Source organism: Bacillus sp. SD075 (genome assembly GCF_017355165.1).
In the GTDB taxonomy this organism is placed as follows: domain Bacteria; phylum Bacillota; class Bacilli; order Bacillales; family DSM-1321; genus Peribacillus.
In genome coordinates, this window is the sequence record NZ_JADILK010000085.1 from 1 (window position 1) to 6,985 (window position 6,985).

General features: G+C 41.6%; 8 protein-coding genes. 1 reads left to right on the forward strand and 7 read right to left on the reverse strand.

The window, feature by feature from the left end; genetic code table 11:
* Positions 1–41: 41 nt before the first annotated feature.
* The 7 genes from IOC57_RS25030 to spoIIM form a co-directional block, all read right to left on the reverse strand.
* Positions 42–1,346: a pyrimidine-nucleoside phosphorylase gene (locus IOC57_RS25030; RefSeq protein WP_207441293.1), complete on the reverse strand. Its 1,305-nt coding sequence runs from the start codon at positions 1,344–1,346 to the stop codon at positions 42–44.
* A 66-nt stretch (positions 1,347–1,412) separates the two neighbouring features.
* Positions 1,413–2,225 carry a purine-nucleoside phosphorylase gene (locus tag IOC57_RS25035; RefSeq protein ID WP_207441294.1) on the reverse strand — a complete coding sequence of 271 codons (813 nt, stop codon included), beginning with the start codon at positions 2,223–2,225 and terminating at the stop codon, positions 1,413–1,415.
* Complete coding sequence (deoB, locus tag IOC57_RS25040; protein WP_207441295.1) at positions 2,226–3,428, reverse strand: phosphopentomutase; 1,203 nt, start codon at positions 3,426–3,428, stop codon at positions 2,226–2,228.
* A gap of 297 nt (positions 3,429–3,725) precedes the next feature.
* A complete protein-coding gene (gene xerD / locus IOC57_RS25045) occupies positions 3,726–4,619 on the reverse strand; it encodes a site-specific tyrosine recombinase XerD (protein ID WP_207441296.1) in 894 nt (297 codons plus the stop codon).
* A 5-nt stretch (positions 4,620–4,624) separates the two neighbouring features.
* On the reverse strand, positions 4,625–4,855 hold the full coding sequence (locus IOC57_RS25050; protein ID WP_375781423.1) for a YqzK family protein: 231 nt from the start codon (positions 4,853–4,855) through the stop codon (positions 4,625–4,627).
* A gap of 165 nt (positions 4,856–5,020) precedes the next feature.
* Complete coding sequence (fur, locus tag IOC57_RS25055; RefSeq protein WP_034311309.1) at positions 5,021–5,470, reverse strand: ferric iron uptake transcriptional regulator; 450 nt, start codon at positions 5,468–5,470, stop codon at positions 5,021–5,023.
* Positions 5,471–5,589: 119 nt separating this feature from the next.
* Entirely contained in the window at positions 5,590–6,237 is a 648-nt protein-coding gene (gene spoIIM, locus IOC57_RS25060) for a stage II sporulation protein M (RefSeq protein ID WP_034308157.1), read from the reverse strand.
* A gap of 138 nt (positions 6,238–6,375) precedes the next feature.
* Between spoIIM and IOC57_RS25065 the strand changes: the two genes are divergently transcribed.
* Positions 6,376–6,939, forward strand: coding sequence for a GNAT family N-acetyltransferase (locus tag IOC57_RS25065; protein WP_207441297.1), 564 nt, complete (start codon positions 6,376–6,378; stop codon positions 6,937–6,939).
* Positions 6,940–6,985: the final 46 nt, after the last annotated feature.

A 6,985-nucleotide genomic window follows, 5' to 3' on the forward strand; every position in this document is an offset into this window, starting at 1 on the left:
GAAGGCCGCGCAAAAGCGCGGCCTTTTTTGGGGGATAATGTTTATTCCATTATCTCTTTATAGATCAATGTAGGTTTTTCTATTTTCTCTTTTGAAATGGCAATGCTCTCATACAATTTTTCTTTTACCTTTGAAACATCTTCAAAATTGCTGTAAATCGTCACAAGGGATTCACCTTTTGCAACGGTCTCCCCAATTTTTTTACGAAGTACCAGTCCGACTGCCAAATCAATCTCTGATTCTTTTGTCGCCCGCCCGGCGCCTAACAGCATGGCTGCCGTTCCTACTTCATCAGCGATGATTTCCGATACATATCCTTCCTCTTTCGCTTCCAGCTCGAAAGTATAAGCCGCCTGCGGTAGTTTTTCCGGCTGATCTACAACCGAACCATCGCCTCCCTGCGCTTCCAGGAAAACCTTGAATGAGTTTAATGCAGAACCATCCTTCATCGCATTTTCCAGCAGGGTTCTTGCTTCTTCCAGCGAGCTTGCCTTTTTGGCAAGGTACACCATATGGCTTCCTAGCGTCAAAGAAAGTTCCGTTAAATCTTCCGGTCCCTCTCCTTTAAGCGTATCGATGGCTTCCTTCACTTCTAAAGCATTTCCGATTGCGTAACCCAACGGTTGGCTCATATCGGAAATGACAGCCATCGTGTTTCGCCCCACATTGTTTCCAATGCTAACCATTGCATGCGCCAACTCTTCGGAATCTTCGAGAGTTTTCATGAAGGCGCCCGCTCCCGTTTTAACATCAAGTACGATTGCATCAGCACCAGCGGCGATTTTCTTACTCATGATCGAGCCAGCAATCAAGCCAATACTGTTAACGGTAGCCGTAACATCGCGCAATGCATATAACTTTTTGTCGGCCGGAGTCAGGTTACCACTTTGTCCAATGACAGCTATCTTATTTTTATTAACAAGTCGAATGAACTCGTCGTTTTCTATTTCGACATGAAATCCTTTTACTGACTCCAGCTTATCGATCGTTCCTCCTGTATGGCCAAGACCGCGTCCTGACATTTTCGCCACTGGAACACCTACAGCAGCAACCAATGGTCCAAGCACCAGAGTTGTGGTATCACCAACACCGCCTGTTGAATGTTTATCGACCTTAATTCCTTCAATCATCGATAAATCAATTTGATCTCCTGATTCGACCATTGCCATCGTTAGATCAGCACGTTCCTGCTCATTCATGCCTTTGAAATAAACAGCCATTGACCAAGCGCTCATTTGGTAATCCGGAATCGATCCATCCGTAAACCCTTTGATGATGAACTGTGTTTCTTCTGTAGTAAGAACCTTTCCATCACGCTTTTTCTCGATTAAATCTACCATTCTCATATTGGGATCCCCACTTTTTTAAAGACACCGCTTCTCTTAGGTGTACTTGTATTTTTTTGGTTCGTTTTATATGTCTTTAACGATATTCTTAACAAATTCCAGAAAACTGCTTTTCACTTTTTCCGTCGTTTCAATTACCTCTTCATGTGACAAAGGCTGATCCAGAATGCCTGCGGCCATATTGGTAAGGCATGAGATTCCTAGCACCTTCATATCACTATGCCTTGCTACGATAACTTCAGGAACTGTCGACATACCAACTGCATCCCCGCCAAGGACTCTTGCCATTTTCACTTCTGCCGGTGTCTCATAGGTCGGACCTGAATTTCCGATATAGACACCTTCTTTAATATCCAACCCTAGTGAAGCTGCTATTTTTTTTGCTTGCGCCCGAAGGTCTTTATTATAAGCCTCCGACATATCAGGGAATCTAGGACCGAAACGCCCTTCATTAGGACCAATCAATGGATTTGCCCCCATTAAATTAATATGATCCGTAATGAGCATCAAATCACCTGGTTCATAGCTTTCATTAACGCTTCCGGCAGCATTCGTTACAATTAGCTTCTCAACACCAAGAAGTTTCATTACTCGTACAGGAAAAGTGACCTTTTCCATGGAATAACCCTCATAAAAGTGGAAACGTCCTTGCATGGCTACAACTTTTTTGCCACTTAAATGTCCAATGACAAGCTGTCCAGCGTGACCTTCAACAGTCGATACTGGGAATTCCGGGATTTCGTGGTATGGAATCGTTATGGGATTTTCAATTTCATCCGCCAATACTCCAAGTCCGGAACCAAGGATCAGTCCTATTTCCGGAGAGCCTTCCATTTTACTTTTTATAAATGACGCAGCAGTCTCTATTTTATTAAACATCTATTTAATCTCCCCTAAATTCAGATCGCCCAATATACTTTTCCCGAAGGCAGGCATTTTTACATCAAAATTAGCAGCGACCGTCGCCCCAATATCAGCAAATGTATCTCTTATCGGGAGTTCGGCACCTTCTGTAAATCGTTTGGAATAGACTAATAATGGTACATATTCACGTGTGTGATCGGTTCCTTCATGGACCGGATCATTCCCATGATCTGCAGTGATGATCAATAAATCATCCTCTTTCAGTTTATCAAGGACTTCCGGCATCCTGGCATCGAATTCTTCCAATGCCTTACCGTATCCCTCGGGATCGCGGCGGTGTCCGTATAAAGCATCGAAGTCGACCAGATTAAGGAAACTTAACCCTTTGAAATCCTGTTCTACCGTTTGGATTAATTTATCCATTCCATCCATATTGGATACGGTCCTTAATGATTCAGTCACGCCTTCCCCATCAAAGATATCTGAGATCTTCCCGATTGCTAGCACATCATATCCAGAATCTTTCAATTCATCCATTACTGTCCGGTTAAACGGCTTCAATGCATAATCATGACGGTTAGGCGTTCTTTTGAAACTGCCGGGTTCACCAGTGAACGGCCTGGCAATCACGCGTCCGACCTTGAACTCATCAGCCATTGTCACTTCACGGGCAATTTCACAAATCTTGTATAATTCGTCTATCGGGACGATATCTTCATGTGCAGCAATCTGTAATACGGAATCAGCTGATGTATATACAATCAGCGCACCCGTTTTCATATGTTCCTCGCCAAGTCTTTCAATGATTTCCGTGCCGCTTGCCGGGACGTTCCCAATAATTCCCCGCCCCATCTTCGCCTCGAGTTCATTGACTAATAATTCAGGAAAACCATCTGGAAATACACGGAATGGAGTTGATATATTCAACCCCATTATTTCCCAATGTCCAGTCATCGTATCTTTTCCAGTAGAGGCTTCCTTCATTTTCGTATAGTATGCGAGAGGTTGCTGAGCTTTATCAATTCCCTTGATTTCACGGATATTGCCTAAACCCAATTTTGCGAGAGTCGGCATGTTCAATCCATTCATTTTTTCTGCGATATGGCCAAGTGTATCCGCCCCTTTATCGCCGAATAAATCTGCATCAGGTGCTTCGCCAATTCCAACTGAATCCATAACGATTACAAATATCCGTTTAAATGCTGAATTCCCTTTCATGAGTCATTCCTCCTAAAATAGTAAATCACTTTTTATACTTTCTATAATACCCTTATTCTGCTCAGTTACTCTTCATTTAAATGAAATCGCGAAAACGTCAGAAGTCTGACCTCTTTACATTGTAAACGATTACCATGGTGGAGACAAATAATATATTTCGGAATGAAACAAAGTGCCATTAGTCGTGTCAAGAATGATCAGCAGCCATTCCAGCAGGAAAATCCACAATGAAAAAAGGCTGCTCCTTCAACTGCCTCGCAGTTAAATTCACAACCTCTCTATCATTCTACTATTCCTTTAAGCTCGCGGATGGAATTTTGAATATACATCCTTGATCCGTACGTTCGTAATATGTGTATAAATTTGAGTTGTCGAAATATCCGCATGACCCAGCATTTCTTGGACGGCACGTAAATCAGCCCCGTTCATCAATAGATGTGTCGCGAAAGAATGCCTTAGTGTATGCGGTGTTATTTCTTTTTCTATTTGTGCCGATTTTACAAGTTTTTTTAGAATCTTCCAAAATCCCTGTCTTGTCAGCCTGTTGCCATGATGATTCAAAAAAAGTGAATCTGTCCTGTGCTTGGGGCTGGCCATTTTCCCCCGGGAACTTTCCATATAATGTTCAATCGCACCCAAAGCAGTTTGTCCAATCGGAATAATTCTCTCTTTATTCCCTTTCCCTACACAACGGACAAACCCCATCGATGCATGGACATCGCTCACATCCATGGATATCAACTCACTGACGCGCATACCCGTCGCATACATCAGTTCTAGCATCGCCTTATCGCGTAAACCGAATTCATCCATTTTTTTAGGGGCTTCCAATAGTGCTTCAACCTCTTCCATGCTTAATACCTTTGGAAGGCTTCGGTCCGGTTTTGGCGTTTCTATATGTATGGACGGATCCTGATCGGTTACTTTTTCCCTTAGAAGGAATTGATGAAAAGACCGAATGGAAGCTATATGACGTGCCACCGTCTTTGATGATTTCCCTTGATCCTTCAAATGTACGAGAAAATGCAGGATGTTCACCCGCCGTGAATCATTCCAGTCGTCAATGGTTTCAACATCTTTCAGATAACTCCAATATGATCTTAAGTCGCGCTCATAGGAGACAAGCGTATTCTTGGCAAGCCCTTTTTCAATGGTTAAAAAATGAATGAAATCCCTAATTTGATTCTCCATATTCATTACTCCCCGTTTAAATAAAACAACATTAAGCGTTCAAGCCATGCATCATCACCCGTATCAACAGCCTTCGATACTTTTACAGCCATGCCTTTCGGTTCATCATAACGATGATAACTTTGATATTCCTGATTTAACCATACCATTCCTATATAAAAAAGAACAGTGAAGCTAACAAAGAGAACCATCACTTTAGCCGTGTGCAAAAAAAGCGATAATGATGTTTTCATCATCTTTCCCCTCCCATTCGATCCTTTGTATCAATCTATGCCCAACAGGACAAGTTTTATACGTGTTTCGGAAAGGAGTAAACGAAAACTGCTCTTGCTTAAGAAAATAGGCTTATAAAATGCAGAAAACCTTCTCCATTAAATGGAAAAGGCCCAACTTCATTCACCTTAATTTTCTTCTTTGTCATGACATCGATGACAAATGCCATGAAAGGTTAATCTATGGTCTTTTATCTTGAAGTTCCAGTCACGTTCCACAATGTCTTCTACGTCTTCAAGTAGGTCTTCCTGGATTTCATCTACCGCACCACATTCCACACAAACAAGATGATGATGGAAATGCGCAGCTCCTTCTTGTCTTAAATCATAACGGGAAACCCCGTCTCCAAAGTTAATTTTATCTACTATCTTCAATTCAGTCAGCAACTCTAGCGTACGGTAAACTGTTGCCAATCCTATTTCCGGCGACTTTTCTTTGACAAGGAGGTAAACGTCTTCTGCGCTTAAATGATCCTCTTCATGCTCAAGTAAAACGCGGACGGTCGCTTCTCGCTGAGGCGTTAATTTGTAGCTGGACGAGTGTAACTGCTTTTTTATCCTATCAATTCTGTTTTCTATTTCCATACCTAATATTCCCTCCCGCGCCGCTATCTTATCCATTATATCAAAAGAGGGAAAACTGTCAAAATAGATTTCTTGTTAATGATAAAAAATTTTCCGCGAACGGTAAATTTTCATCAATGACCCAATAAACTTACGACATTTTTCATTAAAGAAGGGGATAGGTACGCTTCAAATGCAGCAGCTGTAATCAAAAATAATCCCGACAAAACCAATGAGAAAATATACCGTGAAATTATCGGCTTCAGCGGTTCACGAACCTGCTTAAGGAAAATCCGGCTGATCATCTTCATTGATAGTGAGACGGCAAGGACGGTTATTACGATGAATATCGGGACGATGAATATATTTTGGGGAAGAATAGCGACAAACGATAATAAGAACCCGCTCCATCCCATTTGATTGACTAAAAAACCGACTGTGAATCCAACAACCATCCCTTTTATAAATAACAAAACCAGGATGACAGGCAAACCGATGACCGATATTCCGAGAATCCAGATGACCCCGATATATTTTATATTATGCATAATACTTTGGCTGAACATATCATGCGAAGATGCAAATTCACCTTTGGATACTTGTCCGAAAAATTGCGATAAATAATAGAACAAGTCTTCCTTTTGGGTAAAGCTCAAACTATTCACCAATATTGCCCCAAAAATGACACCCATCAAAAAAAGCACAGTGATAAAGACATATAATGAGGAATGTTCGTTAATATGTTTCATTACGGCATTTTGTACGACAGATTTTTTTTTCATCTTTCATCCTCCCAACTCCGCTTACTAGAATCTATGTTTTCGCTCTCTCGTTTATGCTAAGAAAACTTACCCATCAGCCGAACACATTGAACCTAATTCATGTTATAATTTTCCACATCAATGATATGGAGGCAGGATATGAAAGCTATATTAATGGATTTCCCCGAAAAAATTGAAACCCCACGATTATATCTAAGACCTTGTCAGCCTGGCGATGGCCTGGACGTTCACGAAGCCATTGTCCATTCTAAACCTGAATTGAAACAGTGGCTCCCGTTTGCCCATCAAGATGTCTCTTTGGAAACTTCTGAACGGAACGTCCTTAAGTCCTTTGCGGACTTTATTATAAAAGAGGATATCAGACTCCATATTTATAGGAAAGAAGACGATCAATTCATCGGTTCCACTGGTCTGCACCGAATTAACTGGGATATCCCTAAATTCGAAATTGGCTATTGGATTGATACGAGATACAGTAAACTGGGCTACATAACAGAGGCAGTGGAAAAGTTAACTAAATTCGCCTTTTACCATTATGGGGCAAAACGAGTCGAAATCCGCTGTGACCCTAATAATATTGCCAGCAAAAGTATTCCCGAGAAGCTGGGGTATACCCTTGAAGGAATTTTGCGTAATGACTGCCTTAGTGCAGACGGCAAGGAAGTACGGGACACCTCCATTTATGCAAAAACAACAACCTAAAAAAAGCCCTGACAGTGAACTGCACCCCAATTGTTAGACACCATCT